Origin of the sequence: Coprococcus sp. AM97-35 (genome assembly GCF_027697525.1) — a bacterium.
Lineage (GTDB): Bacteria > Bacillota > Clostridia > Lachnospirales > Lachnospiraceae > Allocoprococcus > Allocoprococcus comes.
In genome coordinates this window covers 197,656-223,743 of record NZ_JAQESL010000003.1, presented here as the reverse complement: position 1 = coordinate 223,743, position 26,088 = coordinate 197,656, and the positions used below count along the sequence as shown (strand labels likewise).

39 protein-coding genes and 1 tRNA gene are annotated in these 26,088 nt (G+C 41.8%); 36 read left to right on the top strand and 4 right to left on the bottom strand.

The window, feature by feature from the left end; genetic code table 11:
- Window positions 1–15: 15 nt before the first annotated feature.
- Entirely contained in the window at window positions 16–1,047 is a 1,032-nt protein-coding gene (locus PG840_RS04605; protein ID WP_117823717.1) for a proline racemase family protein, read from the bottom strand.
- A 145-nt stretch (window positions 1,048–1,192) separates the two neighbouring features.
- Here PG840_RS04605 and PG840_RS04600 point away from each other — a divergent pair.
- The 7 genes from PG840_RS04600 to PG840_RS04570 all read left to right on the top strand — a co-directional run bounded on the left by PG840_RS04600 (window position 1,193) and on the right by PG840_RS04570 (window position 7,456).
- Window positions 1,193–1,290, top strand: a tRNA-Sec gene (locus tag PG840_RS04600).
- A 421-nt stretch (window positions 1,291–1,711) separates the two neighbouring features.
- The gene (prdC, locus tag PG840_RS04595) at window positions 1,712–3,040 is read left to right on the top strand and encodes a proline reductase-associated electron transfer protein PrdC (RefSeq protein WP_008372495.1); all 1,329 of its coding nucleotides are present in this window, start codon (window positions 1,712–1,714) and stop codon (window positions 3,038–3,040) included.
- A 77-nt stretch (window positions 3,041–3,117) separates the two neighbouring features.
- A complete protein-coding gene (prdA, locus tag PG840_RS04590; RefSeq protein ID WP_008372497.1) occupies window positions 3,118–4,989 on the top strand; it encodes a D-proline reductase (dithiol) proprotein PrdA in 1,872 nt (623 codons plus the stop codon).
- Between the two features lie 11 nt (window positions 4,990–5,000).
- On the top strand, window positions 5,001–5,282 hold the full coding sequence (locus PG840_RS04585; RefSeq protein WP_022220196.1) for a CBO2463/CBO2479 domain-containing protein: 282 nt from the start codon (window positions 5,001–5,003) through the stop codon (window positions 5,280–5,282).
- A 21-nt stretch (window positions 5,283–5,303) separates the two neighbouring features.
- Entirely contained in the window at window positions 5,304–6,029 is a 726-nt protein-coding gene (prdB, locus tag PG840_RS04580; protein ID WP_082421153.1) for a D-proline reductase (dithiol) protein PrdB, read from the top strand.
- A gap of 177 nt (window positions 6,030–6,206) precedes the next feature.
- The gene (gene prdD / locus PG840_RS04575; RefSeq protein ID WP_118198963.1) at window positions 6,207–6,971 is read left to right on the top strand and encodes a proline reductase cluster protein PrdD; all 765 of its coding nucleotides are present in this window, start codon (window positions 6,207–6,209) and stop codon (window positions 6,969–6,971) included.
- Window positions 6,972–6,982: 11 nt separating this feature from the next.
- The gene (locus PG840_RS04570; RefSeq protein ID WP_055158009.1) at window positions 6,983–7,456 is read left to right on the top strand and encodes a glycine/sarcosine/betaine reductase component B subunit; all 474 of its coding nucleotides are present in this window, start codon (window positions 6,983–6,985) and stop codon (window positions 7,454–7,456) included.
- A gap of 115 nt (window positions 7,457–7,571) precedes the next feature.
- Here PG840_RS04570 and PG840_RS04565 read toward each other — a convergent pair whose 3' ends face one another.
- Window positions 7,572–8,192 (bottom strand): TetR/AcrR family transcriptional regulator, encoded by a 621-nt coding sequence (locus PG840_RS04565; protein ID WP_118198916.1) that lies wholly within the window; start codon window positions 8,190–8,192, stop codon window positions 7,572–7,574.
- A 197-nt stretch (window positions 8,193–8,389) separates the two neighbouring features.
- Here PG840_RS04565 and PG840_RS04560 point away from each other — a divergent pair, with 197 nt between their 5' ends.
- On the top strand, window positions 8,390–10,651 hold the full coding sequence (locus tag PG840_RS04560; protein WP_270203897.1) for a hypothetical protein: 2,262 nt from the start codon (window positions 8,390–8,392) through the stop codon (window positions 10,649–10,651).
- 76 nt (window positions 10,652–10,727) lie between these two features.
- On the opposite strand, the gene PG840_RS04555 is transcribed toward PG840_RS04560, so the two are convergent.
- Window positions 10,728–10,919, bottom strand: coding sequence for a hypothetical protein (locus PG840_RS04555; RefSeq protein ID WP_008372514.1), 192 nt, complete (start codon window positions 10,917–10,919; stop codon window positions 10,728–10,730).
- Between the two features lie 425 nt (window positions 10,920–11,344).
- Complete coding sequence (locus tag PG840_RS04550; RefSeq protein WP_118198919.1) at window positions 11,345–11,836, bottom strand: nitroreductase family protein; 492 nt, start codon at window positions 11,834–11,836, stop codon at window positions 11,345–11,347.
- A gap of 407 nt (window positions 11,837–12,243) precedes the next feature.
- Here PG840_RS04550 and rpsJ point away from each other — a divergent pair, with 407 nt between their 5' ends.
- From rpsJ to rpsM, 28 genes are all read left to right on the top strand, one after another.
- Complete coding sequence (gene rpsJ, locus PG840_RS04545) at window positions 12,244–12,561, top strand: 30S ribosomal protein S10 (RefSeq protein ID WP_008372521.1); 318 nt, start codon at window positions 12,244–12,246, stop codon at window positions 12,559–12,561.
- A gap of 90 nt (window positions 12,562–12,651) precedes the next feature.
- Complete coding sequence (gene rplC, locus PG840_RS04540; protein WP_055297549.1) at window positions 12,652–13,332, top strand: 50S ribosomal protein L3; 681 nt, start codon at window positions 12,652–12,654, stop codon at window positions 13,330–13,332.
- A gap of 30 nt (window positions 13,333–13,362) precedes the next feature.
- Window positions 13,363–13,983 (top strand): 50S ribosomal protein L4, encoded by a 621-nt coding sequence (gene rplD / locus PG840_RS04535; RefSeq protein WP_008372524.1) that lies wholly within the window; start codon window positions 13,363–13,365, stop codon window positions 13,981–13,983.
- Entirely contained in the window at window positions 13,983–14,288 is a 306-nt protein-coding gene (gene rplW / locus PG840_RS04530; RefSeq protein WP_008372525.1) for a 50S ribosomal protein L23, read from the top strand. The genes rplD and rplW overlap by 1 nt, the downstream gene beginning before the upstream one ends.
- Before the next feature lie 69 nt (window positions 14,289–14,357).
- Entirely contained in the window at window positions 14,358–15,200 is an 843-nt protein-coding gene (gene rplB / locus PG840_RS04525; protein WP_055157800.1) for a 50S ribosomal protein L2, read from the top strand.
- Between the two features lie 25 nt (window positions 15,201–15,225).
- Complete coding sequence (rpsS, locus tag PG840_RS04520) at window positions 15,226–15,507, top strand: 30S ribosomal protein S19 (protein ID WP_008372528.1); 282 nt, start codon at window positions 15,226–15,228, stop codon at window positions 15,505–15,507.
- Window positions 15,508–15,538: 31 nt separating this feature from the next.
- Window positions 15,539–15,925: a 50S ribosomal protein L22 gene (rplV, locus tag PG840_RS04515; protein ID WP_008372530.1), complete on the top strand. Its 387-nt coding sequence runs from the start codon at window positions 15,539–15,541 to the stop codon at window positions 15,923–15,925.
- 11 nt (window positions 15,926–15,936) lie between these two features.
- Window positions 15,937–16,593: a 30S ribosomal protein S3 gene (rpsC, locus tag PG840_RS04510; RefSeq protein ID WP_008372532.1), complete on the top strand. Its 657-nt coding sequence runs from the start codon at window positions 15,937–15,939 to the stop codon at window positions 16,591–16,593.
- Window positions 16,593–17,030 carry a 50S ribosomal protein L16 gene (rplP, locus tag PG840_RS04505; RefSeq protein WP_008372535.1) on the top strand — a complete coding sequence of 146 codons (438 nt, stop codon included), beginning with the start codon at window positions 16,593–16,595 and terminating at the stop codon, window positions 17,028–17,030. The genes rpsC and rplP overlap by 1 nt, the downstream gene beginning before the upstream one ends.
- Window positions 17,020–17,226, top strand: a complete 207-nt coding sequence (gene rpmC, locus PG840_RS04500) for a 50S ribosomal protein L29 (protein WP_008372537.1) — start codon at window positions 17,020–17,022, stop codon at window positions 17,224–17,226. Before rplP ends, rpmC begins: the two co-directional genes overlap by 11 nt.
- Before the next feature lie 29 nt (window positions 17,227–17,255).
- Entirely contained in the window at window positions 17,256–17,510 is a 255-nt protein-coding gene (gene rpsQ, locus PG840_RS04495) for a 30S ribosomal protein S17 (protein ID WP_022220191.1), read from the top strand.
- 36 nt (window positions 17,511–17,546) lie between these two features.
- Window positions 17,547–17,915: a 50S ribosomal protein L14 gene (gene rplN, locus PG840_RS04490; protein WP_008372541.1), complete on the top strand. Its 369-nt coding sequence runs from the start codon at window positions 17,547–17,549 to the stop codon at window positions 17,913–17,915.
- A 12-nt stretch (window positions 17,916–17,927) separates the two neighbouring features.
- Window positions 17,928–18,239, top strand: a complete 312-nt coding sequence (gene rplX, locus PG840_RS04485) for a 50S ribosomal protein L24 (protein ID WP_022220190.1) — start codon at window positions 17,928–17,930, stop codon at window positions 18,237–18,239.
- Between the two features lie 23 nt (window positions 18,240–18,262).
- On the top strand, window positions 18,263–18,802 hold the full coding sequence (gene rplE, locus PG840_RS04480; protein WP_008372545.1) for a 50S ribosomal protein L5: 540 nt from the start codon (window positions 18,263–18,265) through the stop codon (window positions 18,800–18,802).
- A gap of 13 nt (window positions 18,803–18,815) precedes the next feature.
- A complete protein-coding gene (locus PG840_RS04475; protein ID WP_008372546.1) occupies window positions 18,816–19,001 on the top strand; it encodes a type Z 30S ribosomal protein S14 in 186 nt (61 codons plus the stop codon).
- 19 nt (window positions 19,002–19,020) lie between these two features.
- Window positions 19,021–19,422 (top strand): 30S ribosomal protein S8, encoded by a 402-nt coding sequence (rpsH, locus tag PG840_RS04470; protein ID WP_008372548.1) that lies wholly within the window; start codon window positions 19,021–19,023, stop codon window positions 19,420–19,422.
- 133 nt (window positions 19,423–19,555) lie between these two features.
- Window positions 19,556–20,098, top strand: a complete 543-nt coding sequence (rplF, locus tag PG840_RS04465; protein ID WP_008372550.1) for a 50S ribosomal protein L6 — start codon at window positions 19,556–19,558, stop codon at window positions 20,096–20,098.
- 19 nt (window positions 20,099–20,117) lie between these two features.
- Window positions 20,118–20,486, top strand: a complete 369-nt coding sequence (gene rplR, locus PG840_RS04460; protein WP_008372552.1) for a 50S ribosomal protein L18 — start codon at window positions 20,118–20,120, stop codon at window positions 20,484–20,486.
- A gap of 15 nt (window positions 20,487–20,501) precedes the next feature.
- Window positions 20,502–21,011 (top strand): 30S ribosomal protein S5, encoded by a 510-nt coding sequence (gene rpsE / locus PG840_RS04455; RefSeq protein WP_008372554.1) that lies wholly within the window; start codon window positions 20,502–20,504, stop codon window positions 21,009–21,011.
- 13 nt (window positions 21,012–21,024) lie between these two features.
- The gene (rpmD, locus tag PG840_RS04450; protein WP_008372557.1) at window positions 21,025–21,207 is read left to right on the top strand and encodes a 50S ribosomal protein L30; all 183 of its coding nucleotides are present in this window, start codon (window positions 21,025–21,027) and stop codon (window positions 21,205–21,207) included.
- 22 nt (window positions 21,208–21,229) lie between these two features.
- Window positions 21,230–21,670: a 50S ribosomal protein L15 gene (gene rplO / locus PG840_RS04445; RefSeq protein WP_008372558.1), complete on the top strand. Its 441-nt coding sequence runs from the start codon at window positions 21,230–21,232 to the stop codon at window positions 21,668–21,670.
- Window positions 21,670–23,022: a preprotein translocase subunit SecY gene (gene secY, locus PG840_RS04440; protein WP_055157798.1), complete on the top strand. Its 1,353-nt coding sequence runs from the start codon at window positions 21,670–21,672 to the stop codon at window positions 23,020–23,022. Before rplO ends, secY begins: the two co-directional genes overlap by 1 nt.
- An 86-nt stretch (window positions 23,023–23,108) precedes the next feature.
- Entirely contained in the window at window positions 23,109–23,753 is a 645-nt protein-coding gene (locus PG840_RS04435) for an adenylate kinase (protein ID WP_022220188.1), read from the top strand.
- A 3-nt stretch (window positions 23,754–23,756) separates the two neighbouring features.
- Window positions 23,757–24,521, top strand: a complete 765-nt coding sequence (map, locus tag PG840_RS04430; RefSeq protein WP_270205609.1) for a type I methionyl aminopeptidase — start codon at window positions 23,757–23,759, stop codon at window positions 24,519–24,521.
- Between the two features lie 19 nt (window positions 24,522–24,540).
- The gene (locus tag PG840_RS04425) at window positions 24,541–24,801 is read left to right on the top strand and encodes a KOW domain-containing RNA-binding protein (RefSeq protein WP_055157816.1); all 261 of its coding nucleotides are present in this window, start codon (window positions 24,541–24,543) and stop codon (window positions 24,799–24,801) included.
- Complete coding sequence (gene infA / locus PG840_RS04420) at window positions 24,802–25,020, top strand: translation initiation factor IF-1 (RefSeq protein WP_004607275.1); 219 nt, start codon at window positions 24,802–24,804, stop codon at window positions 25,018–25,020.
- Between the two features lie 119 nt (window positions 25,021–25,139).
- Window positions 25,140–25,253, top strand: coding sequence for a 50S ribosomal protein L36 (gene rpmJ / locus PG840_RS04415; RefSeq protein WP_005339020.1), 114 nt, complete (start codon window positions 25,140–25,142; stop codon window positions 25,251–25,253).
- Between the two features lie 451 nt (window positions 25,254–25,704).
- Window positions 25,705–26,073, top strand: a complete 369-nt coding sequence (rpsM, locus tag PG840_RS04410; RefSeq protein ID WP_022220186.1) for a 30S ribosomal protein S13 — start codon at window positions 25,705–25,707, stop codon at window positions 26,071–26,073.
- Window positions 26,074–26,088: the final 15 nt, after the last annotated feature.

Sequence of the window (26,088 nt, the reverse complement as noted above, 5' to 3'; positions counted from 1 at the left end):
CTGAAAGATTATGACTTAACGGCCTACTTTGAAGCCATATTTTAACGGATCATCTGGATCGATCACATAAGTAGATTCCCCTGTCAGATAAGCACTTCCGGTAATCTGCGGAATAACGGCATCATAGTCGGCAACCTTTGTAGTGTCTAAGATTACGCCTTTGAACTGAGAGCCGATAAAGCTTTCATATACGAAAGGCTGTCCAACTTTGATCTCACCTTTTTTGTAAAGGGTGGCGAGCTTTGCGCTGGTTCCGGTTCCGCAAGGAGAACGGTCAGCCATATGATCTCCGAAGATAACGACATTACGTTTGTCACATCCAGGAGTATCGGTAGAGCAATAAAGCTCTGCAAGGTCGACAGTTGTGATATCAAGTTCCGGATGCCGAATCTCTACTTCAGCATTGACCTTTTCAATCAGCTTCATACCGAAATCGGTAAGCTGTGGGATTGACTGTGGATCTACGTGCCATCCGAACTGTTCGATATCAACAAGTGCGAAGAAGCTTCCGCCGAAAGAAATATCATAGTGAACTTCTCTGCCATCAACTTCTGTGGTGAGGTTTTCTTTGTAAAGGAAAGCCGGTACATTAGTAAGTGTTACATTAAGTACCTTTCCATTTTTGACTTCTGCTTTGGTACGGATAATTCCTGCAGGAGCATCCAGAACAACTTCTGTATAAGGTTCTACGGCAGGAACAAGTCCTGTTTCGATGATTGCTGTAACCGAACCGATTGTTCCGTGACCGCACATATTCAGATATTCTCCAGTGTCCATGAAGATTACACCAAAATCAGCTTCCGGGTGGATCGGATCTGTCAGAAGCGCACCAAACATATCATGATGTCCACGTGGCTCAAACATCAGAGCCTGACGGTATTTGTCGTAATGCTTTGCAAGAAAGTTCTTACGTTCGATCATGGTATCCCCTTCAAGCTTCGGGAAACCTGATGTAATGATTCTTGTAAATTCCCCAACTGTATGTGTGTCAATCGCATGGAAAGATGCCTCAAATGCGTCAAGATTCAGTTTTGGATTGATTTCCATTTTTAATATTCCTCCTTAGTTGAAAGACCAGACCAGAGTCTAGTATGCAGTTCAGTTTTCTTTAAAAATATTATGTACGAAAATACTTGAAAAGTCAATGGTAATTTGCTATAATGAATAAGCTTGATTGGAATAATCAATATATGGGGGTAGATGGATAACTGGTGTGTCTCCTGGTCTTCAAAACCAGTGTGGGGCGTTAGGAGCGTCCTGGGTGGGTTCGATTCCCACATGCCCTCGCCAAAAAGAGAGGTTTTTGGGCGAAAAGCCTTAAAAAGATAAAGAGAAAAGCTGCTGTATTGTTTTAGGGGAAACAGTACGGTGGCTTTTCTTTTTTGACGTAAATCCTCTTGACCAGAATACTTATAGATAATGCGGATAAGTAAAATGAGAAAAAATAGACAATCTGTAAAAATCAGACAGAACCGATGAAAAAAATAAATAGATTATATATAAAAAAGATATTGAATTTTCAAGTAAAATCATATAGACTATAGTACAGATCAATCACTAGACTAGATTCTAGTATTGAGTCCAACATGAAAAGTGAAAATCTATAAATGCTATTGAAAAAAATATATCTATTTGTTAAACTATAGTCAAATACGCGTAGGACAAGATAAGATATAGATTTCGACGTAGAGGAGAAAGGAAGAGAAGAGACATGGCAAACTTACAGATTTTGCTGCGTCAGCATGTAGGAGCTCCTTGTGCACCGGTTGTAAAAGCCGGAGACAGAGTAGAAAAAGGGACTCTGATTGCAACACCGACAGGCCTTGGAGCTAATATTTTTTCAAGTGCATATGGTGTGGTAGAAGACGTACTGGAAGACCGTATCATCATCAAGCCGGATGAAGAACAGAAGGATGAATATGTAAAGATTCCGGAAGGCAGCAAGCTTGATATGGTAAAAGCGGCAGGTGTTGTCGGAATGGGTGGCGCCGGATTCCCGACAGGTGTAAAACTCGGAACAGATCTGCAGGGAGGATATATCCTTGTAAATGCAGCGGAGTGTGAGCCTGGACTTCGTCATAACATTCAGCAGCTGGAAGATGACTGTGCGAAAGTTATCCGCGGAGTAAAACACTGCATGGAGATTTCCAATGCATCAAAAGCTATTTTTGCAATTAAGAAGAAAAATGAAAAAGCAGTAAAGGCACTGCGCGAGGCATTAAAAGATGAAGAGGCGATCACGATCCACTTACTTCCGGATATTTATCCGATGGGAGAAGAACGTGCGGTTGTAAGAGAATGTCTTGGAATCGAACTGAATACAACACAGCTTCCGTCAGCAGCGAATGCAATTGTCTGTAATGTAGAAACTCTTGCAAGAGTTGCGGAAGCAATTGAAGAGAGAAAGCCATGCTTTTCTAAGAACCTTACTGTTATCGGTAAGATCAATGGAGGTAATGAGCCACATGTATTTATGGATGTACCGGTCGGCACAAGCGTTGGGGAAATGATCGAACGTGCCGGTGGTATTGATGGTGTATATGGGGAAATCATCATGGGTGGTCCATTTACCGGACATGCTACTACAGAGGATGCACCGATCACAAAGACAACTGGTGGAATCATTGTTACAATTGATTTCCCGGATCTTCATGGTGCAAGTGTAGGTCTTTTGGTATGTGCCTGCGGTGGTAGCGAAGAACGTATGAGAGATATTTGTCAGAAGATGAATGGTGTAGTGAAATCAGTAGCCAGATGTAAACAGGCAATTGAAAACAAACCGGGAGCTCCGCTTAAATGCGAAAGACCTGGAAACTGTCCTGGACAGGCTAAGAATAATATTCAGTTCAAGAAGGATGGATGCGAGTACATTATTATTGGTAACTGCTCAGACTGTTCAAATACAGTAATGGGATCAGCACCGAAGATGGGACTTAAGGTATTCCACCAGACAGACCATGTAATGCGTACAATCGGACATCCACTTTACAGATATCTGCGTGTTTCAAAACAGGTAGAACAGTTACCGGAAGGTAAATAGATAAGTTGATACCTCACTTCGGTGAGTGTATAAATAGTTAATTGAGTTATTGTTAAATTAACAAGGAGGAAATTATTATGTCAATTACAGCGGAAACCGCAAAAGAACATGCAAAAGATCCTGCAGTATTATGCTGTAGAGCAGAAGGCGGCATTACAATCCAGGCTGCAAACCTTGAAGATCCGGCTATCTTTGATGATCTGGTAGATTCAGGACTTCTGAAACTTGATGGAACACTTACAATCGAACAGGTACTTGGAGCAAAGCTTGTTAAGACCTGCGATTCTCTTACACCACTTACAGCTGATCTTGTTGAAGGCGCAAAAGCACCTGCAGCAGAGGAAGCACCGGCTGAAGAAGCAAAAGAAGAAGTGAAAGAAGAAGCACCAGCAGTTACTGCAAATCCTACAGCAAGTGTACAGAAAGTTGGCGGCGTGTTAAAAATCCACATTGGAGAAGGCAAAGATATCGATATCGAAATGCCGATGGGTTTTAATAACGGTGTTGCAGTAGCGGAAGTACCGGCAGAGGTAGAATTACCGGCAGGCGTGGTTTCAGGCGCAACACCGACAAAAGAGCTGGAACCGAAAGTCGTAAGAAGCGTTACCAGAAAGCATTATAAAATTACAGAAGTAAAGCGTGGACCGGAGACAAAAATCGAAGGAACAACTCTTTACATCCGAGAAGGAATTGAAGAAGAAGCAGTTGCTTCACAGGAACTGGTTCATCAGTTAAAGATTGATATCATTACACCGGATCAGTACCATACTTATTCTAATACAATCATGGACGTACAGCCGATCGCTACAAAAGAGGGCGAAGACGAAATCGGTACAGGTACAACAAGAGTACTTGATGGCGTTATCATGATGGTTACCGGAACAGACGACAATGGTGTTCAGATTGGTGAATTCGGTTCTTCCGAAGGATACCTGGATGAAAATATCATGTGGGGACGTCCGGGAGCTCCTGATAAAGGTGAAATCTTCATCAAGACAGAAGTTATCATCAAAGAAGGAACCAACATGGAAAGACCTGGCCCGCTTGCTGCACATTCTGCAACAGATGTGATCACACAGGAAATCCGTGAAGCTCTGAAGAAAGTAGAAGACGAAAGCCTTGTAGTAGATACAGAGACATTCAATCAGGTAAGAAGACCTGGTAAGAAGAAAGTCGTTATCGTAAAAGAAATCATGGGACAGGGTGCTATGCATGACAACCTGATTCTTCCTATGGAACCAGTCGGAGTACTTGGTGCAAGACCAAACGTCGACCTTGGAAACGTACCGATTATGGCATCTCCACTGGAAGTACTTGACGGATGTATCCATGCACTTACCTGTATCGGACCTGCATCAAAAGAAATGTCAAGACATTACTGGAGAGAACCACTGGTTCTTGAAACTCTCCATGATGAAGAAGTTGACCTTTGCGGTGTTATCTTTGTAGGTAGCCCACAGATCAATACAGAGAAATTCTATGTATCAAAACGTGTTGGTATGATGGTAGAAGCTCTTGATGTTGATGGCGCATTTGTTACAACAGAAGGATTTGGTAACAACCACATCGATTTCGCAAGCCATATCGAACAGATCGGTATGAGAGGAATTCCGGTTGTTGGACTTTCATTCTGCGCAGTACAGGGAGCACTTGTAGTTGGAAACAAATACATGCAGTACATGGTAGATAACAACAAATCTGAATCAGGAATCGAGAACGAAGTTCTTGCCTGCAACACACTTTGCCAGGAAGAAGCAATCCGTGCACTTGCTATGCTGAAAGCTGGAATGGCTGGAGAAGAAGTGAAGAAGGCAGAAAGAAAATGGAATCCGAATGTAAAAGCAAATAACATCGAACTGATTTCAAAGACTATGGACAGAACAATTGAATTGGTTAAGAACGAGCAGTCACTGCCGATGAGCCAGAAGAGAAAAGAAAAATACGATTAAGGTGAATGACTATGAAATATGGCGATAAGATCATCTATATGGAAGGCGTAATCGTAGAGATCCATGATGGATGTGTTGGAATCGATTTGAAGGGACGATTAGGTTATCTGAAAATCCCGATGAGAATGCTGATTACGGATTATCCATTAGTGGTAGGACAGGAAGTTGGATGGAATATGAGTTTTGTCGAACAGCTTGGACCGGACGCCAATGAAAAATATGTTAGTAACCTGCAGACGTATCAGAGACGTCAGGAAGAAATGAAGTCTCATAAGAAGAATGATGAAGTGTAATTATATCAGGAGGAAATAGACATGAGTTTGACCGTTGTTAAAGGACTTCAGTCAGAAATCTTTGTTCCGGTAACTCCGCCGCCAGTATGGGCTCCGGTGAAAAAAGAACTGAAGGATATGACAATTGCCCTCGCCACAGCAGCAGGTGTGCACCACAAGGATCAGAAGAGATTCAACCTTGCCGGTGACTTTACCTGGAGAAAAATAACAGATAAAATGCCGTCAGATGAATTAATGGTATCTCACGGTGGATATGACAACAGTGATGTAAACAAAGACATCAACTGTATGTTCCCGATTGACCGTATCCATGAGCTTGCTAAAGAAGGATTTATCAAAGCATGTGCACCGGTACATGCCGGATTCATGGGTGGTGGCGGAAACCAGGAAAAATTCAAACATGAAACTGGTCCTGCCATTGCAAAGATGTTTGTAGAGGAAGGCGTAGACGCAGTTATCCTCACCGCTGGTTGAGGTACCTGCCACCGCTCTGCAGTTCTGGTGCAGAGAGCGATTGAAGCCGCAGGAATTCCTACAATTATTATTGCTGCGCTTCCGCCGGTTGTTCGTCAGACCGGTACCCCACGTGCGGTTGCTCCGCGTGTTCCTATGGGAGCTAACGCTGGTGAACCACACAACGTTGAGATGCAGACAGGCATCGTAAAAGCAACTCTGGAACAGCTCGTGAAGCTGGATACTCCAGGAAAAGTTGTTCCGCTGCCGTTTGAATATGTAGCGAAAGTATAATCAAATAGTAAAAAGGGGACATCCCCGGCAGGATTGGGGCGAAAGCTCTGATTTGCCGGAGATGTCCTTTTTATTTAACTGGATATTTTGATAAAATTTCCTGTTAGATAAAAGGTGCTATGTGCCTCAAATGTGCCAGGGCGCATTTGGGTTCAATTTAGAATTGAGGATGATTATATGGAGAAAGAAATAGATCTGCGCCGGCTTGTGATCAAAGCTTTCCATATTACTGAGGTGGAAGAAGGCGGAGAAAATAAAGTGACAGCATCTGGAAAGATGACGATCGAGAAGAAAATACTGGATGAAATTTTACCGAAATATCCACAGCTTTCCAAATTAGATGTACAGATTATAAGACCGGGAGAACATGACCGTTATACCAATACGATGATGGATATCATTCCGATATCGACCAAAGTACTTGGAAAGATTGGGGACGGGATTACGCATACGCTCACCGGCGTTTATGTAATCCTTACCGGTGTAGATGAAAACGGAAAACAGGCACACGAATTTGGGTCCAGTGAAGGTAATCTGAAAGAGAAGCTGTATCTGAACCGTGCGGGTACTCCGGGGGATGATGATTATATTGTGTCATTTGATGTTGTTCTGAAACCTGGAATGGGACAGGAAAGAGAAGGTGTACTTGCAGCCCACCATGCCTGTGACGAGTTTATCCAGATTTTCCGGGAACAGATGAAGAAGTTCAGGGGCGATCTCTGCACAGAGAGACATGAGTACCATGATGTGGTTCGCCCGGGGAAAAAACGTGTTTTGATCGTAAAACAGGTTGCCGGACAGGGTGCGATGTACGATACTTCGTTATTTGCAAAAGAGCCTTCGGGAACTGAAAACGGTCGCTCGATCATTGATATGGGAAATATGCCGGTGATCGTTACACCAAACGAATATCGTGACGGAATTATCCGTTCTATGCAGTAGGAGGTGCGATTATGGGAATTGGACCATCGACAAAGGAAACATCACTACACCATTTCAGGGATCCTCTTCTTGATGTGGTATCATCGGATGAAGATCTGGATCTGATGGGAATCATAATTGTTGGAACGCCGGATGATAATACAGATAAATTGCTTGTTGGAACCCGTGCGGCAGTATGGGCGGAAGCTATGCGGGCAGACGGAGTTATCCTGTCGTCCGATGGATGGGGAAACAGTGACGTAGATTTCGCAAATACGGCTGAACAGATGGAAATCAGAGGAATTCCGGTAACCGGTCTGAAATTCAGTGGTACAGTTGGCCAGTTTGTGGTAGAAAATGATCATCTGGGAGAAATTCTGGATATCAATAAAAGTGAAGAGGGCATTGAGACAGATGTACTCGGAGAAAATAATGTGACGGAGCTGGATGCGAAAAAGGTTACTGCAATGCTGAAGCTGAAAATGCGGAAAAATGAGAAGCGTTAAGGTTTTGAAATTTGAAGAAAACTGTCAAAAGTAAAGCTGGCAGGGAAAGAAGATATAGAAAAGTCCTGCTGAGAATCCGGATTCGATATTCGGATTCTGACAGGACTTTTGTTGTTTAATTTTCTGCGGTATCTTCGATAATATGGTTACGGATGATCGCGCGGATACTTTCGTTAAGATATGGCTTCAATTCTTCAAACGACATCGGATCGTTGTCCAGGATCGTGCTGTATGAAGTAGAACTTGCAAGTTCTATGATCAGAAACAGCATAGTTTCCGGCGCACGAAGTTTGATTGTCGGATGATCCAGAAGGATATTACTAAAATATGCAAGAATTTCACCCTCATCATCCTGCGTATTATTGGTGATAGCCTGTCTGAAAATGCCCCAGCTGAGATTCTTAGAGATAAATCTCAGAATCAGTTTATTTTTCTGCATGGCATTTAAAACGTAATCTACAATAAAAATAATCTTATCTTCGAATTCGGGGATGTCGGCTGTCTCCAGAGCTTTGTGTGCTCTATGGAAAAGTCGGCTGGCTGTCCGTGCGATCAGCCGGTCGCGTATCTCGTATTTGTCTGCAAAATATAAATAGAACGTTCCTTTCGCAACTCCGGCCTTTTTTGCTATATCGCTGATTGATGTTTTCTCGATTCCCTGATTCAGAAATAAATCGTATGCGCTTTGAAAGAGAGCATCCATTTTCTGATGCTTGTTTTCATCTACTTTTCCCATGATTCATTCCTCTTTTCCTTTGAATTATCTTTATTATAAAATCAAAATGACTCAGCGTCAACTTTTTTGTAGAAAAATATTGACTTGTGGTCATTTTTGAGTTATAGTAAGTGCGAGCTAGAAAATGACCAGTAGTCAAAAAAGAAGAAGGCATACCGACAGGAAAGTCAGTAGAGGCTTACAGGAGGTTTTTAAACATGAAGAACAGGGAATACAGAGTATTAGTTACACTTGCACTTATGGCATCACTTGTAGTTGGAAATATTGCAGGAACATCTGTAAATGTACAGGCGGCAGATAATAAAGATAAAAGTACAGAGACAAAGAAAACAAGCGAAACAAAAACAAGCAGCAGCGCAACACCTGTAAAAGATGAGACTGTATATGTAAAAGTAGATGACGCAGGAAACCAGAAAGATGTTACGGTATCGGATCAGCTGAAAAATATTTCGAGTCTTGGAACAATCGATGATGTATCAGATCTGAAAGATATCAAGAATGTAAAAGGTGATGAAACCTTTTCTGAAAATAACGGTAAACTGGTATGGCAGGGAGATAAGAAAGATATCTGTTATCAGGGAACAACCACAAAGAAGATTCCTGTAGGAATGAAGGTTACTTATGAACTTGACGGAAAGAAAGTCAGCGCAGATGATCTGGAAGGAAAGAGTGGACACTTAAAGATTCATTATGAATATCAGAATACAAGTGCTGACAGCGGGAAATACACACCATTTTTGATGGCAACCGGACTTCTGATGGATGGAGAGAAGTTTTCAAATGTAACCGTTGATAATGGAAAAGTAATCTCAGATGGTGACAGAGATATCGTGATCGGAATGGGACTTCCACAGTTGAAAGAACAGCTTACATCAGTTAGTAGCAAGGTGGATGATCTGGATATCCCGGATTCCTTTACAGTAGAAGCAGATGTGACAGATTACGAAAAAGTAGAAGCCGTTACAGTTGCAACAAACGAAGTGTTCAATGAAGTAGGTACCGATAAATTTGACAGCCTGGATGAACTGAAGGATTCTATGACAGAACTTCAAGATGCATCGAACAAACTTGTCAGCGGCTCCGGAGAACTAAAAGACGGACTGGATACACTGCTTTCTTCATCAGGAACACTGGTAAGCGGAGTAGATCAGCTGGCAAGCGGCGGAAAGGAACTGGCAAGTGGAACAGGAAGTCTGGTCAGTGGGGCAAACACATTGGCCGATGGAAGTAAGAGTCTTGCAAAAGGAACGAGTCAACTGGCAGATGGTACAGAAAGTTTGAAAACAGGGGCAGCACAGGTTGAGGCAGGAGCACAAAATGCCAGTGCGGGAGCAGCTAAACTTGAAAGCGGAGCAAAAGATCTGAATAATGGAATTGCACAAATGCAAAACCAGGTTGGTGCAGGTGTGGATTCTTTGAGCAGTGGTGCAGAACAACTGAATGGTGGAATTAAACAGGCTAAAGCCGGAGCAGAAAATCTGAAAAATGGAGCTGCAAGTGCTGCAGAAGGTGCGCAGAGTGTAAGTGGTGGAATTACACAGGCACAGACAGGAGCCAGCGGACTTGCGGACGGAGCGGCAAATCTTAAAAGTTCACTTGATCAGATTGCGGCAGGGAATGATAATTCAGCAATGATTGCAGCACTGACAAGTCTTTTTGAGTCAGCAACACCGGAGCAGCAGGCTGTACTGAATAATGTTATAAGTGGACTTCAAACACAGCAGCAAGCTGTGAACAGCGGAATTACCCAGGCATCAGCAGGTGCGAATGAACTTGCAGCAGGTGCGAAAAATTTATCTGATAACCTCGGAAGCATCGGATCCGGAGCAAGTCAGGTTGTTGCAGGATTACAAAATATACAAGGAGGAGCCGGCTCGTTAGAAGAGGCACTGGAACTTCTGGGAGCTGGAGCAACAGAGCTTCAAGGCGGTGTTGGAAGTATGAAGACTCAGCTTACAGCTGGAACAAAACAGCTCTTAGATGGAAGTGGAAATTTACTTGCAGGAACACAAGATCTGAATTCGGGACTCGGAACATTAAGTGCCGGAGCTTCACAAGTAAGTGCGGGAAGTGCTACTTTAAATACGAATATGAAGACAGCAAATGCCGGAGCACAGACTGTTGCAAATGGATCTGGTCAGCTTGCAGCAGGTGCACTTAAACTTGACAGCGGAGCTGTCGCACTTTCGACAGGTCTTAACACTCTTCAGAGCAACATAGCACCATTGATTTCCGGTGTTGAGAAACTTGATTCTGGCGCAGCCGAATTAAACAGTGGTATGATTCAGTTTAATGAAGAAGGAATTAAAAAGCTTGTAAGCGTATTTGATGGCGATATTGATGAACTTCTTAATAAAGCAAATGAACTTCTTGATGCATCTAAAGAATATAAGAACTTCTCTGGAATTGCAGATGGAATGGATGGAAGTGTGAAGTTTATTTTCGTGAGTGAAAAATAAAGTATAATAAAGAGCGGCTGGGAAATCATATAATCGATTTTCCAGCCGCTCTTTGAAAATATTCCTGTGAATGGAATTAATATCTCAGTTGAATCCCCTGCTCCTCAATCCAGTCTTCGAGTTCATCCTGGGAATCAGCGGCCCATTCGGAGTTGGAGCCTGCTTTGAATTCATCTTTCAGATCTTCCTGCACCAGCTCTTTTGAAAATACGGGTTTTTCGTCTGTACGGGGATCTTTCGGGTTATCTATTGGTCTTGAACTACTCATATTTTCACGTCTCCTTTACTTTTGGAAAGAAAAAACATGACCCCTCGAGGTCATGTCTTTTCTTTTTGGTATGTCATTGAGAGGTTTTTCCTCGTTGCATTGCAGTTTGCCTTATATACAAAGCTGGGGAATGCTCCTACAAAGAGGATGTATATATAAATTGGAGTTTTATCATTGCAAGATCATTCTTGGGGGAAACGACCGGCAACAATATAACTGCAATAACAACCAATGTTGTAGCTTAATCAAGTCTTTTTAAAATAGCGGTATCCTCGTGTTGGAAACCGCCTTTGGTTTAGCTCTCTGATTAAGTTGGTTACACTATATCACTTTATCACAGTAGTGTCAACAAGAAACTGGTAAATTTCTAGATAATTTGTGTATTAGAATATGTACAACACGGTCAACTGTACGACAGTGAGAGATTAACGGTATTGGAGCAGCTCCTGGACTGATTTACGTGCCGGAACAGTTGGGCTGACAGCCGGATGACCGATTGCAATCAGGGCAGATACATTCAGGCTGTCATCGAGACTGAGAATTTCTTTTACTTGTGTTTCATCGAAGATGCCCATGACAACAGAACCGATTCCACATTCGTGTGCAGCGAGCTGGAAGGTCTGCGCAGCGATACCGGCATCAAACATTTCCCATTTATCCTTTTTTGAGGTGGAATAAGCTCCGTCCTTTTCGTAACCGCTTTTTCCCGGAACGGAAGCGAGAACAACCAGTACCGGTGCACCAAGAATGATGCCTGTATTCCATTCAAATCCCATAACAGCTTCTCTGGCAATCCTGTCTTTGAGAGCTGTTTCTTCTATTATAATATATCTTGCTGTCTGCGTATTCTTCCAGGATGGAGCGTAGGCACTTGCTTCTACGATTTTCTCGATCACTTCATGTGAGACAGGCTGCATTTAGCGAAGAAGCCTATGGATCTGGTACCCCGCTGAATATGAGAATATTATACCGCAAAAAGGGAATAAGAAAAATAGCACAAAAGGAGAAGATTTTTTAAGAAAATTTTGTATGAAAAAAAGTACAAAAAATAAAATAAAATGCTTGCAAAATGCAGAAACATCGGGTATACTAAAAAAGCTGTGACATGATAGCAAAGAAGCGCGAGGTTGCTGCCGAGAAGAATGGCAGGTTTTCCGTGGAGCGAATGTCAAGTTAGGAAACTGGCGACAAGTCACTGTACGAAATCATAACAGCTGCTGAGATGCAGTAACAACGTGTGAGTTTCTCACGACACACACGGGGAAGTGTACAGTCACCGCTTGTCGTACTGAGGTTTAAGTACGAAAAGGAGGCGACTTTTTTTATGGCAAGTCAAGTAATGAGAATCACATTGAAGGCATATGATCATCAGCTTGTAGATGCATCTGCCAAGAAAATTATCGAAACTGTAAAGAAAAATGGAGCAAAGGTTAGCGGACCGGTACCGCTTCCGACAAAGAAGGAAGTTGTAACAATCTTAAGAGCGGTTCACAAATACAAAGATTCCAGAGAACAGTTCGAACAGAGAACTCATAAGAGACTGATCGATATCATTGCACCGACACAGAAGACTGTAGATGCTCTGTCAAGACTGGAAATGCCAGCTGGTGTATACATCGATATCAAAATGAAGAACAAATAAGTTCTAATAAATTAAAACACAGTAGTTCCTAATATTTAGGATGAACACCCATAAGGGCGTTCCGCTGTAAATCACAGGAGGTAAAATAAAATGAAGAAAGCTATCTTAGCTACCAAAGTCGGAATGACTCAAATCTTCAACGAAGATGGAGTACTTACTCCGGTAACTGTTCTTCAGGCTGGACCATGTGTTGTAACACAGATCAAAACCGTTGAAAATGACGGATACAGCGCAGTTCAGGTTGGATTCGTTGACAAGAAAGACAAAATTGTTAACGTTGACAAGAACGGAAAGAAAGAAATCGTGCACAGACACGGTGTTACAAAGGCTGAAAAAGGACACTTTGATAAAGCCGGAGTAACAGGAAAGAGATTTGTAAGAGAATTCAAATTCGAGAACGCTGATGAATATCAGTTAGCTCAGGAAATTAAAGCAGATATCTTTGAAGCTGGCGACAAAGTAGACGCAACAGCAATTTCCAAAGGTAAAGGATTCCAGGGTGCTATCAAGAGACACAACCAGCACAGAGGACCTATGGCTCACGGTTCTAAGTTCCATCGTCATGCTGGTTCCAACGGTGCTGCATCTGACCCGAGTAAAGTATTTAAGGGCAAAAAGATGCCAGGACACATGGGAGCAAAGAAGATTACAATTCAGAACCTTGAAATCGTAAGAGTAGACGTTGAAAACAACCTTCTTCTGGTTAAGGGCGCAGTTCCGGGACCAAAGAAATCTCTTGTAACGATTAAAGAATCTGTAAAATCTATCTAAGATTGGCACTAGGAAAGGAGGAACATACAGATGGCAAACGTATCTGTTTACAATATCGAAGGTAAAGAAGTTGGAACAATCGACTTAAATGATGCTGTATTCGGTGTAGAAGTAAACGAACACCTTGTACACATGGCAGTTGTAAGCCAGCTTGCAAATAAACGTCAGGGAACACAGAAAGCGAAAACTCGTTCAGAAGTTTCCGGCGGCGGAAGAAAACCATGGAGACAGAAAGGTACCGGTCATGCAAGACAGGGATCTACAAGAGCTCCGCAGTGGACAGGCGGTGGAGTAGTATTCGCTCCGACACCGAGAGATTACTCTTTCAAACTTAACAAGAAAGAAAGAAGAGCAGCTCTCAAATCCGCTCTGACATCAAGAGTAGAAGAAAAGAAATTCATCGTTGTTGATGAAATTAACTTTGATGAAATCAAGACAAAGAAATTCCAGGATGTTCTTAATAACCTGTCAGTATCCAAAGCTCTCGTAGTTCTGGAAGACGGAAACAAGAACGCAGAACTTTCAGCTAGAAACATTGCTGATGTTAAAACTGCTAAGACAAACACAATCAATGTGTATGACATCCTGAAATACAATACAGTAATCGCAACTAAGGCTGCTGTACAGGCAATCGAGGAGGTGTACGCATAATGGCAAACATTCAGTATTATGATGTAATCCTTAAACCGGTAGTAACCGAAAAGACAATGGCTCTTATGGCTGACAAGAAATACACATTCCTTGTACACACAGAAGCTAATAAGACTCAGATCAAAGAAGCTGTAGAAAAAATGTTCCCAGGAACAAAAGTTGCTGGCGTTAACACAATCAACATGGACGGAAAGAACAAACGAGTTCGCGGAACCATGACATTCGGAAAAACAGCTAAGACAAAGAAAGCAATCGTTCAGCTGACAGAAGAATCAGCAGAGATCGAAATCTTCCAGGGACTGTAAGAAACTGGAACCTAAACGGTGCAAATCCGTGACAAAAATAACTAGCAAAATGCGAAAGGAGATAGAGTAATGGGAATTAAAACATACCGCCCATATACACCTTCCAGAAGACATATGACCGGCTCTGATTTCTCAGAAATCACAAAAACAGCACCGGAGAAATCTTTAGTAGTTTCTCTGAGCAAGACTGCCGGACGTAACAATCAGGGTAAAATCACTGTTAGACACCGCGGAGGCGGAGTTAAGAGAAAATATAGAGTAATCGACTTCAAACGTAAAAAAGACGGAATTCCGGCAACTGTAATCGGAATCGAATACGATCCGAACAGAAGTGCTAACATTGCACTTATCTGCTACGCTGATGGAGAAAAAGCTTACATCATCGCACCAGAAGGACTTACAGACGGAATGAAAGTTATGAACGGACCAGAAGCAGAAGTAAGAGTAGGAAACTGCCTGCCGCTTTCAGCTATCCCGGTTGGTACACAGGTTCATAACATTGAGCTTCATCCTGGAAAGGGCGGACAGATGGTTCGTTCGGCAGGAAACAGCGCACAGCTCATGGCTAAAGAAGGAAAGTATGCAACACTTCGTCTTCCTTCAGGAGAAATGAGAATGGTTCCGATCGAATGCCGCGCATCAGTTGGTGTTGTTGGAAATGGCGATCACAACCTTGTAAACATTGGTAAAGCAGGACGTAAACGTCACATGGGTATCAGACCTACAGTTCGTGGTTCCGTTATGAACCCGAATGATCATCCGCATGGTGGTGGTGAAGGTAAGACTGGAATCGGTCGTCCGGGTCCGTGCACTCCTTGGGGTAAACCGGCACTTGGTCTTAAGACTCGTAAGAAAAACAAACAGTCTAACAAGCTGATCATCAGAAGAAAAGACGGTAGAGGAATCAAATAGTTAATTTTCAAGGAGGTTAGAACCTATGGCTCGTTCACTTAAAAAAGGACCATTCGCAGACGCAAGCCTGCTTAAGAAAGTGGAAGCAATGAACGCATCAGGAGACAAGGGTGTTATCAAAACATGGTCTCGTCGTTCTACAATCTTCCCGATTATGGTTGGACATACAATCGCAGTTCATGATGGAAGAAAACATGTTCCGGTATATGTAACAGAAGATATGGTTGGACATAAACTCGGAGAGTTCGTAGCAACCAGAACATACAGAGGACATGGAAAAGACGAAAAGAAATCGAAAGTTAGATAATATTTAACGTATTGAAAGGAGGTTTCATCCCATGGCAAAAGGACATAGAAGTCAAATTAAGAGAGAAAGAAATGCAAACAAGGACACCAGACCTTCAGCTAAGTTATCTTACGCCAGAGTTTCTGTTCAGAAAGCATGCTTCGTATTAGATGCCATCAGAGGTAAGGATGTAACAACAGCGCTTGGTATTTTAACATACAATCCAAGATACGCTTCAAGCATTATAAAGAAATTATTGGAATCAGCTATCGCAAATGCTGAGAATAACAACGGTATGAGTGTTGAAAACCTTTATATTGAGGAATGCTACGCAAATAAAGGACCAACAATGAAGAGAATCAGACCGAGAGCACAGGGCAGAGCTTACAGAATCGAAAAGAGAATGAGTCATATTACACTTGTGCTTAATGAAAGATAAGGAGGGCAATAATGGGACAGAAAGTTAATCCTCATGGCTTAAGAGTCGGTGTTATCAAAGACTGGGACTCTAAATGGTATGCAGAAAAAGATTTTGCTGACTATTTAGTAGAAGATCATAAAATCAGAAAATTTCTGAAGAATAAATTATACAGCGCAGGAGTTTCTAAGATTGAAATCGAAAGAGCTTCTGATCGTGTTAAGATCATCGTTTATACTGCTAAACCGGGTGTTGTAATCGGTAAAGGCGGTTCTGAGATCGAAAAAGTAAAAGCTGAACTTCAGAAAATGACAGATAAGAAAGTTATCGTTGACATCAAAGAAGTAAAAAGACCTGACAAAGATGCTCAGCTCGTTGCTGAAAACATCGCACAGCAGCTGGAAAATCGTATTTCCTTCCGTCGTGCAATGAAATCTTGCATGTCAAGAACTATGAAATCAGGAGCACTTGGTGTTAAGACATCCGTATCCGGACGTCTCGGCGGAGCTGATATGGCTCGTACAGAGTTCTACAGCGAAGGAACTATTCCGCTTCAGACACTGAGAGCAGACATTGACTATGGCTTCGCTGAAGCAGACACAACTTACGGAAAAGTTGGTGTTAAGGTATGGATTTACAAAGGCGAAGTACTTCCAACAAAGGCAGGTAAGGAAGGGAGCGATAAATAATGTTAATGCCAAAAAGAGTAAAACGTAGAAAACAGTTCCGTGGCTCCATGAAAGGTAAAGCATTAAGAGGAAACAAGATCACGAACGGTGAATATGGTCTTGTAGCAATGGAACCATGTTGGATCAGATCTAACCAGATTGAAGCTGCCCGTATCGCTATGACACGTTACATCAAACGTGGTGGTAAGGTTTGGATCAAGATCTTCCCTGATAAACCAGTAACAACGAAACCGGCTGAGACACGTATGGGTTCTGGAAAAGGAACTCTTGAATACTGGGTAGCTGTAGTTAAGCCAGGACGTGTAATGTTCGAACTTGCAGGAGTACCTGAAGAAGTTGCGAAAGAAGCATTACGTCTTGCTATGCACAAATTACCATGTAAATGTAAAATCGTTTCTCGTGCAGACTTAGAAGGCGGTGATAACAGTGAAAATTAAGACATTTGTAGAAGATTTAAAAGCAAAATCTGTTGCAGAATTAAATGAAGAATTAGTAGCTGCTAAAAAGGAACTCTTCAATCTGAGATTCCAGAACGCAACAAATCAGTTAGATAATACAAGCAGAATCAAAGAAGTAAGAAAGAATATCGCAAGAATCCAGACAGTGATCACAGAAAAAAGCCAGAATGCTTAATTAGGTGATATTCAGAAAGGAGTATAACCGTGGAAAGAAACCTGAGAAAAACGAGAGTTGGTAAGGTTGTAAGCAACAAGATGGACAAGACAATCGTCGTTGCAGTAGAAGACCATGTAAAACATCCGCTTTACAATAAGATCGTAAAAAGAACTTACAAACTGAAAGCGCATGATGAAAATAATGAATGCAATATTGGTGATAGAGTAAAAGTTATGGAGACAAGACCGTTATCTAAAGATAAGAGATGGAGACTTGTTGAAATCGTAGAAAAAGTTAAATAGTTTGACTTTGATAAAAGTATAAGGAGGTTTACCTGCATGATACAGCAAGAAAGCAGATTAAAAGTAGCAGATAATACAGGTGCTAAAGAATTACTCTGTATCCGTGTATTAGGCGGTTCTACAAGAAGATATGCAGCTATCGGTGATGTAATCGTTGCTTCGGTTAAAGATGCAACACCAGGCGGCGTTGTTAAAAAAGGTGATGTCGTTAAAGCTGTAGTTGTTCGTACTGTAAACAGCACTCGTCGTAAAGATGGATCATACATCAGATTCGATGAAAATGCTGCTGTTATTATTAAAGATGACAAAAACCCAAAAGGAACTCGTATTTTTGGACCTGTAGCCAGAGAACTTCGTGAGAAACAATTTATGAAAATTGTTTCACTGGCTCCGGAAGTACTGTAAGGAGGTTCGAGTATGTCAACAATGAAGATCAAAAAAGGCGATACCGTTAAAGTTATCGCTGGAAAAGATAAAGACAAAGAAGGCAAAGTAATCGCAGTAGATCAGAAAAACGGTACAGTCCTGGTAGAAGGCGTTAACATGAGAACAAAACATGCTAAACCAAGCGCTTCTAATCCGGAAGGCGGAATCCTTCATCAGGAAGGACCGATCGATGCATCTAACGTAATGTATGTTCACAAGGGAAAAGCTACAAGAGTAGGCTTCAAACTTGATGGAGACAAAAAAGTACGTGTTGCAAAATCAACAGGCGAAGTAATTGATTAGTTCTAGGAAGGAGGTCAAAGGCTTTGAGTAGACTTAAAGAACAGTACCAGAACGAGATCATTGACGCAATGATCAAAAAATTTGGTTATAAGAATATTATGGAAGTGCCGAAGCTCGACAAGGTTGTTATCAACATGGGCGTTGGCGAAGCAAAAGACAATGCAAAAGCATTAGACTCAGCTGTAGCTGATATGGAAAAGATCACTGGACAGAAAGCAGTTCTGACCAGAGCTAAAAATTCAGTAGCTAACTTCAAAATCCGTGAAGGAATGGCTATCGGATGCAAAGTTACTTTAAGAGGAGAAAAGATGTATGAGTTCGTTGATCGTCTCATCAACCTTGCATTGCCTCGTGTACGTGACTTTAGAGGAGTTAATCCGAACGCATTCGACGGAAGAGGTAACTACGCTCTTGGTATCAAGGAGCAGCTTATCTTCCCAGAAATCGAATATGATAAAGTAGATAAGGTTAGAGGTATGGATGTTATCTTCGTAACAACTGCTAATACAGACGAAGAAGCACGTGAATTGTTAACACAGTTCAACATGCCATTCACAAAATAAGGAGGAAATTTTCATGGCAAAGACAGCAATGAAACTGAAACAGCAGCGCAAACAGAAATTCTCTACAAGAGAATATAATCGTTGCAGAATCTGTGGACGTCCACATGCATATTTAAGAAAATATGGAATCTGCCGTGTATGCTTCCGTGAACTGGCATACAAAGGTGAAATTCCGGGCGTAAAGAAAGCAAGTTGGTAGAAAAGGAGGATAATCCACAATGACTATGAGTGATCCAATTGCAGATATGCTTACAAGAATCCGTAACGCAAACACTGCAAAACATGATACAGTAGATGTTCCGGCTTCAAAGATGAAGATCGCTATCGCTGACATTCTCGTTAACGAAGGATACATCACAAAATATGACATCGTAGAAGAAGGAAACTTCAACACAATCCGCATCACATTAAAATATGGTGCAGATAAGAACGAAAAAGTTATTTCTGGAATCAAAAAGATTTCTAAACCAGGTCTTCGTGTTTACGCTGGTAAAGACGAACTTCCGAGAGTACTTGGAGGACTTGGAACTGCAATCATCTCTACAAACCAGGGCGTGATTACAGACAAAGAAGCCAGAAAGCTTGGCGTAGGCGGAGAAGTTCTTTGCTTCGTATGGTAATAACCAGATAAAATGGAGAAAACGAATGAAATCATATTTCCTGTGATTTCATTCGATACTCAATAAATTGCAACTGAAAACAGAGCAGCCATAAGGTGCTGTTCCGAAAATGTAAGTGTAGGAGGTAAAAGGTATGTCACGTATCGGAAGACATCCAGTAGCGATCCCGGCAGGCGTAACTGTTGAAATCGCAGAGAAGAATGTAGTGACTGTTAAAGGTCCTAAGGGAACTCTCGTAAGAGAACTTCCAGTTGAAATGGAAATCAAAAAAGAAGGCGAAGAAGTTATCGTAACAAGACCGAACGATCTCAAGAAGATGAAATCTCTTCATGGTCTTACAAGAACACTGATCAACAACATGGTAATCGGTGTTACTGAAGGATATGAAAAAGTTCTTGAAGTAAACGGTGTAGGTTACAGAGCTTCCAAATCAGGAAACAAATTAACATTGAATTTGGGATACTCTCACCCGGTTGAGATGGAAGATCCGGAAGGAATCGAAACTGTTCTTGACGGACAGAACAAAATCATCGTTAAGGGAATCAGTAAAGAAAAAGTTGGCCAGTACGCAGCTGAAATCAGAGATAAGAGAAGACCGGAACCTTATAAGGGCAAGGGAATCAAATATGCTGATGAAGTTATCAGACGTAAAGTTGGTAAAACTGGTAAAAAATAAGTAAGGAGAGTGTGAACAAATGGTTAGTAAGAAATCAAGAAGCGAAGTTCGTGTAAATAAACATAGAAAACTGCGTAACCGTTTCAGTGGTACAGCTGAAAGACCGCGTCTCGCTGTGTTTAGAAGTAATAATCATATGTATGCTCAGATTATTGACGATACAGTTGGAAACACTCTGGTTTCCGCTTCCACTCTTCAGAAAGATGTGAAAGCAGAACTGGAAAAAACCAACAACGTTGAAGCAGCAGCATACCTTGGAACAGTAATTGCAAAGAAAGCAATCGAGAAAGGTATCACTTCTGTTGTATTTGACAGAGGAGGATTTATCTATCACGGAAAAATCAAAGCATTAGCAGACGCAGCAAGAGAAGCTGGTTTGAATTTCTAGAAGGAGGACGGACACATGAAACAGGAACGTATTGATGCTAATCAGTTAGAACTTACCGAAAAAGTAGTATCAATCAAACGTGTTACCAAAGTTGTTAAGGGTGGTCGTAACATGAGATTCACAGCTTTAGTAGTTGTTGGCGACGGAAACGGCCATGTTGGTGCAGGTTTAGGAAAAGCAGCTGAAATTCCGGAAGCAATCCGCAAAGGAAAAGAAGATGCTATGAAGAAACTTATCAAAGTTACTTTAGATGAAAACGACAGTATTACACATGATTATATTGGAAAATTCGGAAGTGCTTCTGTACTTCTGAAAAAAGCTCCGGAAGGTACTGGTGTTATCGCAGGTGGACCGGCTCGTGCCGTAATCGAACTTGCAGGTATCAAGAACATCCGTACAAAATCTCTCGGATCTAACAACAAACAGAACGTAGTACTTGCTACTATCGAAGGTTTAAGTCAGCTGAAAGCTCCAGAAGACGTAGCTAAACTTCGCGGTAAAACTGTAGAAGAGATCTTAGGCTAGGGAGGAGATTACAATGGCAAATTTAAAAATCACATTAGTAAAATCAACAATCGGTGCTGTTCCGAAACACAGAAGAACAGTAGAAGCATTAGGCCTTAAGAAGGTTAATAAGACAGTTGTCCTTCCGGATAACGCTGCAACCAGAGGAATGGTTCAGCAGGTAAGACATCTGGTAAAAGTAGAAGAAGAAGCATAAATCTTAGATAGGAGGTGTCACAATGGACTTATCTAATTTAAGACCGGCTGACGGATCAAAACATAGCGATAATTTCAGAAGAGGTCGTGGACACGGCTCAGGAAATGGTAAGACTGCTGGTAAGGGACACAAAGGTCAGAAAGCTCGTTCCGGAGCTCCGAGACCAGGTTTCGAAGGTGGACAGATGCCATTATACAGACGTATTCCTAAGAGAGGTTTCACTTGCAGAAACTCTAAGGAAATCGTTGGAATCAATGTCAGTGCTCTTGAAGTATTTGACAACGATGCAGTAGTTTCTGTTGAAACTCTGATTGAAGCAGGAATCGTAAAACATGCCAGAGATGGTGTTAAAATTCTTGGAAATGGAGAGTTAACCAAAAAGCTTACTGTTCAGGCAAATGCATTCAGCGCAGGTGCTGTAGAAAAGATTGAAGCTGTTGGTGGAAAAGCAGAGGTGATCTAATGCTACAAACATTCCGTAAAGCATTTCAGATTGAAGACATACGGAGAAAAATATTGTATACCCTTGCAATGCTGTTTGTAGTAAGACTCGGATCTCAGCTTCCGACACCGGGAGTTGATCCGACCTATATTCAGAATTTCTTTGCGAACCAGACCGGTGATTCGTTTAACTTTTTTAACGCTTTCACCGGCGGTTCGTTTGAGACGATGTCCATCTTTGCATTGAGTATTACCCCGTATATCACATCTTCTATTATCATCCAGCTTCTTACAATTGCAATTCCAAAGCTTGAGGAAATGCAGAAAGAAGGGGAAGATGGAAGAAAGAAGCTTACCGCATTAACTCGTTATGTGACAGTTGTGCTTGCTCTGATTGAATCTACAGCTATGGCTGTTGGATTTGGACGTCAGGGACTTCTGGAAAAGTTCAATTTTGTAAATGCTGCAATTGTAGTTCTTACATTAACTGCAGGATCTGCATTCCTTATGTGGATCGGGGAACGAATTACAGAAAAAGGAGTGGGAAATGGTATTTCTATCGTCCTGCTCATTAACATTTTATCACGCATTCCAAGTGATATGACCTCACTGTATGAGAAGTTCATCAGCGGCAAAGGTCTTGCCAGTGGAGGACTTGCAGCAATCATCATCATTGCAATCATTCTCGTACTTGTAGTATTTACGGTAATACTTCAGGATGCGGAGAGACGAATTCCGGTTCAGTATTCGCAGAAAGTACAGGGGAGAAAATCAGTAGGTGGACAGTCAACGAACATTCCGCTGAAGGTTAATACCGCCGGAGTAATTCCGGTTATTTTCGCTTCATCTATTATGCAGTTCCCGGTTGTAATTGCTTCATTTATGGGCAAGGGCAACGGAAAAGGCATCGGAAGTGAAATCCTCAGAGGCTTAAGTTCAGGAAACTGGTGTAATCCGAATAAGATTTACTATTCCTGGGGACTTATAGTATATATCGTACTTACGATTTTCTTTGCATATTTCTATACGAGCATTACTTTTAACCCGTTGGAAATTGCAAATAATATGAAAAAAAGCGGTGGATTTATCCCAGGTATCAGACCTGGAAAACCTACTGTGGACTACTTAAATAAGATATTAAATTATATTATCTTTATTGGTGCATGCGGACTTGTAATTGTACAGGTAATTCCGTTTGTGTTCAATGGTGTGTTTGGAGCGAATGTATCATTCGGGGGAACTTCTCTGATCATTATCATCGGTGTTGTTCTTGAGACACTCAAACAGATTGAGTCTCAGATGCTCGTTCGTAATTACACAGGATTTTTGAATGTCAAAGGAAAATCTATGAAAAATAGTTTTCTTGGATATTAAAACAATTGTAGCCCGTTGTCTTTTAGAGTATAATCAAAGACAACGGGCTCTTTTGCCATTATGACATTTGAAGGAGGAATAGTAAAATGAAAATCATTATGTTAGGTGCTCCTGGTGCAGGAAAAGGTACACAGGCAAAAAAAATTGCCGCTAAGTACGGAATTCCTCATATTTCAACAGGAGATATTTTCCGCGCAAATATTAAGAACGGAACTGAACTTGGAAAGAAAGCGAAGACTTATATGGATCAGGGACTTCTTGTTCCGGATGAATTGGTCGTAGATCTTGTTGTAGACCGTGTGAGTCAGGATGACTGTACGAAGGGATATGTACTGGACGGTTTTCCACGTACAATTCCACAGGCTGAGGCGCTTGATAAGGCACTGGAAGCGAAGGGACAGAAGATGGACTATGCAATCGATGTAGATGTTCCGGACGAAAATATTGTAAAGCGTATGGGTGGAAGACGCGCATGTGTAGGATGTGGCGCAACTTACCATCTTGTATATGCTGCACCAAAGAAAGACGGAATCTGTGATGTCTGCGGAGGAGAACTGATCCTTCGTGATGATGACAAACCGGAGACAGTTGAAAAGAGGCTGCATGTATATCATGATCAGACACAGCCGCTGATCGATTATTATACAAAAGCGGGAATTCTGAAAAGCGTTGATGGAACAGTGGATATGGAAGATGTATTCGGAGCCATTGTTTCTATATTAGGAGAGTAACAGATGCCGATTACGATTAAATCAGAAAGAGAAATTGAACTGATGACAGAAGCCGGAAGGATTCTGGGGATCGTACATAAGGAACTGGAGAAGGCATTAAAACCAGGAATGAGTACACTGGATATCGATGCATTAGGTGAAGAAGTTATTCGCAGCTATGGCTGCGAACCTTCTTTTCTGAATTACAATGGATATCCGGCGTCTATCTGTGTTTCTGTAAATGATGAAATCGTTCATGGGATTCCGTCAGCAAAGCACCTCATAAAAGAAGGTGACATTGTGAGCCTGGACGCAGGAGTGATCTACAAAGGTTATCATTCCGATGCTGCAAGGACACATGCTATCGGTGAGATCAGACCGGATCTTCAGAAACTGATCGATGTAACGAGGGAAAGCTTCTTCGAAGGAATAAAGTTCGCAAAAGAAGGCAATCATCTATATGATATATCCCGAGCAATCGGTGATTATGCGGAAAGCTTTGGATATGGTGTTGTCAGGGAACTGTGCGGACATGGAATCGGGACCAGTCTTCATGAATCACCGGAAATTCCGAATTTCCAGATGCGAAGAAGAGGACCGAAGCTGAAAGCCGGAATGACACTGGCAATTGAGCCGATGGTCAATCTCGGAACAGAGCGGATTCGCTGGATGAGTGATAACTGGACGGTGGTGACGGCAGACAGAAAAGAATCAGCACATTATGAAAATACAATTCTGATCACAAAAGACGAACCGAAGATCCTGTCGATTGCAGATGGAAATGTATAACAGAACAGAGGAACAGAAAATGGATAGATGGGAAACAGGAATGCTTGCGAAATCTCTGGCCGGTCATGATAAAGATAAGGTATACGTGATCGTCGGACTGGATGAACAGTTTACATATCTTGCAGACGGGGAGAGGAAAACGCTTCAGAGTCCAAAGAAAAAGAAAAAGAAACATGTACAGCTCATTAGAGAACAGCATGAGATTTCCGAAGCGGATGATGTAAAGCTGAAACGGATATTAAAAGAATATAAGATGTCAGAAAAGAAGGAGGACAAATAAATGTCTAAAGCAGATGTAATTGAAATCGAAGGAACAGTAGTAGAAAAACTTCCGAATGCCATGTTTCAGGTAGAACTGGAAAATGGACATCAGGTACTTGCACATATCAGCGGAAAGCTGCGTATGAACTTTATCAAAATTTTACCGGGTGACAAAGTTACTCTGGAACTGTCACCATACGATTTATCTAAAGGAAGAATTATCTGGAGAGATAAATAAAATATTACTTGACAAAAACAAAACCCAGGTGATATAATTTTATGCGAACTGTGCGAAGGATTTTTTCTGCGCACAGGGGGAAAATGCAGACCAGGCAAGGTATGAAAGGAGGATTTGACGTGAAGGTTAGATCATCAGTAAAACCGATTTGCGAAAAATGCAAAGTTATCAAGAGAAAAGGAAGCGTCAGAATTATCTGCGAGAATCCGAAACATAAACAGCGTCAGGGATAGGTTCTGAACACTTAATGAAAGCAAGCCACAGGCGCAGCTTGAATTTAATGAGAAGACCGCTCCCAAGCCTTAGTGACGACGAGCCGTAGGCGACAGAGGAACTTAGGCGCACGGAGCAGCGAAAGACAGATTTATGTAAACTTAATTAGGCGGCTGATAGAGGATACGCCAGGGTGTGTGTAGAGCGTTATCCACTATTTAATATACATGAACACCACGGGCAAGTGGTTTCTAGTATATTGCTTAAAAACCGGCGGTCATTAGCCGAGAGATCGGTTGCCGGAAAGGATGCGGATACCGAACCGCATCTGGGCTGGGATATCGGACGTGTCTGAGGCATTGGATACATTTTGAAAAGTCCGGTAGGGCTCTTTTTGATAACGGGATGCCCGCAGCCTCATTATAGGACAATGTGAAACCAAAAAAAGAAAGAAAATGGAGGAAATCACAAATGGCTCGTATTGCAGGTGTAGATTTACCAAGAGACAAACGTGTAGAAATCGGATTGACTTATATCTATGGAATCGGAAGAACAAGTGCAACCCGTATTCTCGCAGAAGCAGGAGTTAATCCTGATACTCGCTGCAGAGATCTTACAGACGACGAAGTTAAAAAGATCAGTGCAGTGATCGATGAAACTCAGACAGTTGAAGGTGATCTTAGAAGAGAGATCGCTCTTAACATCAAGAGACTTCAGGAAATCGGATGCTATAGAGGAATCCGTCACAGAAAAGGACTTCCGGTTCGTGGTCAGAAGACAAAGACCAATGCAAGAACAAGAAAAGGTCCTAAGAGAACAGTAGCAAACAAGAAGAAATAATTTCGACAAATAATA

Excerpts from the sequence above, each read along its gene's own strand:
- rplX (WP_022220190.1), top strand. The coding sequence starts at position 17,928 with ATGTCAACAATGAAGATCAAAAAAGGCGATACCGTTAAAGTTATCGCT.
- rpsH (WP_008372548.1), top strand. The coding sequence starts at position 19,021 with ATGACTATGAGTGATCCAATTGCAGATATGCTTACAAGAATCCGTAAC.
- prdD (WP_118198963.1), top strand. The coding sequence starts at position 6,207 with ATGGAGAAAGAAATAGATCTGCGCCGGCTTGTGATCAAAGCTTTCCAT.
- rpsM (WP_022220186.1), top strand. The coding sequence starts at position 25,705 with ATGGCTCGTATTGCAGGTGTAGATTTACCAAGAGACAAACGTGTAGAA.
- PG840_RS04475 (WP_008372546.1), top strand. The coding sequence starts at position 18,816 with ATGGCAAAGACAGCAATGAAACTGAAACAGCAGCGCAAACAGAAATTC.
- secY (WP_055157798.1), top strand. The coding sequence starts at position 21,670 with ATGCTACAAACATTCCGTAAAGCATTTCAGATTGAAGACATACGGAGA.
- PG840_RS04425 (WP_055157816.1), top strand. The coding sequence starts at position 24,541 with ATGGATAGATGGGAAACAGGAATGCTTGCGAAATCTCTGGCCGGTCAT.
- PG840_RS04570 (WP_055158009.1), top strand. The coding sequence starts at position 6,983 with ATGGGAATTGGACCATCGACAAAGGAAACATCACTACACCATTTCAGG.
- rpsS (WP_008372528.1), top strand. The coding sequence starts at position 15,226 with ATGGCTCGTTCACTTAAAAAAGGACCATTCGCAGACGCAAGCCTGCTT.
- PG840_RS04560 (WP_270203897.1), top strand. The coding sequence starts at position 8,390 with ATGAAGAACAGGGAATACAGAGTATTAGTTACACTTGCACTTATGGCA.
- rplF (WP_008372550.1), top strand. The coding sequence starts at position 19,556 with ATGTCACGTATCGGAAGACATCCAGTAGCGATCCCGGCAGGCGTAACT.
- rplR (WP_008372552.1), top strand. The coding sequence starts at position 20,118 with ATGGTTAGTAAGAAATCAAGAAGCGAAGTTCGTGTAAATAAACATAGA.
- rpsC (WP_008372532.1), top strand. The coding sequence starts at position 15,937 with ATGGGACAGAAAGTTAATCCTCATGGCTTAAGAGTCGGTGTTATCAAA.
- prdA (WP_008372497.1), top strand. The coding sequence starts at position 3,118 with ATGTCAATTACAGCGGAAACCGCAAAAGAACATGCAAAAGATCCTGCA.
- PG840_RS04585 (WP_022220196.1), top strand. The coding sequence starts at position 5,001 with ATGAAATATGGCGATAAGATCATCTATATGGAAGGCGTAATCGTAGAG.
- PG840_RS04550 (WP_118198919.1), bottom strand. The coding sequence starts at position 11,836 with ATGCAGCCTGTCTCACATGAAGTGATCGAGAAAATCGTAGAAGCAAGT.
- PG840_RS04565 (WP_118198916.1), bottom strand. The coding sequence starts at position 8,192 with ATGGGAAAAGTAGATGAAAACAAGCATCAGAAAATGGATGCTCTCTTT.
- rplV (WP_008372530.1), top strand. The coding sequence starts at position 15,539 with ATGGCAAAAGGACATAGAAGTCAAATTAAGAGAGAAAGAAATGCAAAC.
- rplN (WP_008372541.1), top strand. The coding sequence starts at position 17,547 with ATGATACAGCAAGAAAGCAGATTAAAAGTAGCAGATAATACAGGTGCT.
- infA (WP_004607275.1), top strand. The coding sequence starts at position 24,802 with ATGTCTAAAGCAGATGTAATTGAAATCGAAGGAACAGTAGTAGAAAAA.
- rplC (WP_055297549.1), top strand. The coding sequence starts at position 12,652 with ATGAAGAAAGCTATCTTAGCTACCAAAGTCGGAATGACTCAAATCTTC.
- rplW (WP_008372525.1), top strand. The coding sequence starts at position 13,983 with ATGGCAAACATTCAGTATTATGATGTAATCCTTAAACCGGTAGTAACC.
- rplD (WP_008372524.1), top strand. The coding sequence starts at position 13,363 with ATGGCAAACGTATCTGTTTACAATATCGAAGGTAAAGAAGTTGGAACA.
- rpsJ (WP_008372521.1), top strand. The coding sequence starts at position 12,244 with ATGGCAAGTCAAGTAATGAGAATCACATTGAAGGCATATGATCATCAG.
- rplP (WP_008372535.1), top strand. The coding sequence starts at position 16,593 with ATGTTAATGCCAAAAAGAGTAAAACGTAGAAAACAGTTCCGTGGCTCC.
- map (WP_270205609.1), top strand. The coding sequence starts at position 23,757 with ATGCCGATTACGATTAAATCAGAAAGAGAAATTGAACTGATGACAGAA.
- rpmD (WP_008372557.1), top strand. The coding sequence starts at position 21,025 with ATGGCAAATTTAAAAATCACATTAGTAAAATCAACAATCGGTGCTGTT.
- PG840_RS04605 (WP_117823717.1), bottom strand. The coding sequence starts at position 1,047 with ATGGAAATCAATCCAAAACTGAATCTTGACGCATTTGAGGCATCTTTC.
- rplB (WP_055157800.1), top strand. The coding sequence starts at position 14,358 with ATGGGAATTAAAACATACCGCCCATATACACCTTCCAGAAGACATATG.
- rpsE (WP_008372554.1), top strand. The coding sequence starts at position 20,502 with ATGAAACAGGAACGTATTGATGCTAATCAGTTAGAACTTACCGAAAAA.
- rplO (WP_008372558.1), top strand. The coding sequence starts at position 21,230 with ATGGACTTATCTAATTTAAGACCGGCTGACGGATCAAAACATAGCGAT.
- prdC (WP_008372495.1), top strand. The coding sequence starts at position 1,712 with ATGGCAAACTTACAGATTTTGCTGCGTCAGCATGTAGGAGCTCCTTGT.
- PG840_RS04435 (WP_022220188.1), top strand. The coding sequence starts at position 23,109 with ATGAAAATCATTATGTTAGGTGCTCCTGGTGCAGGAAAAGGTACACAG.
- PG840_RS04555 (WP_008372514.1), bottom strand. The coding sequence starts at position 10,919 with ATGAGTAGTTCAAGACCAATAGATAACCCGAAAGATCCCCGTACAGAC.